Genomic DNA, 305 nt, shown 5'->3' with positions numbered 1-305 from the left:
GAAAGCAGGGGTGCGCTTATTCTCACGCCCCCGCCACAAGCGCCTTGTTCTTACTTTGAGACTGCCATGACCGCCTCATCGATCAAGGCCGCGTCCTCCAGAGGCTTTGATTGCGGCAAAGCATGACTTGCTTCCAAGGTCATGACTTTCCGAGCATTGAGACGAGCCGACATTGCCCTCTGATTTTCGGGAGCAATCATCCTGTCTTCACTTGCTATTTGATACCAGGATGGCTTCTTCCGCCAGGCGGGCGCGGTGATGACGTCACCAAAGGTACCGGCAAGCGGCGCTTTTTGGGTGGCCGC

The 305-nt window shown here is 56.4% G+C and carries 1 pseudogene; it reads right to left on the bottom strand.

The window, feature by feature from the left end:
• Positions 1-50: 50 nt before the first annotated feature.
• Positions 51-305 (bottom strand): annotated as a pseudogene (locus tag AF337_RS04365) (alpha/beta hydrolase); the annotation flags it as partial.

It is taken from the genome of Rhizobium ecuadorense (assembly GCF_001187535.1).
GTDB lineage: Bacteria > Pseudomonadota > Alphaproteobacteria > Rhizobiales > Rhizobiaceae > Rhizobium > Rhizobium ecuadorense.
This window is presented reverse-complemented; position numbering and strand designations above follow the sequence as displayed.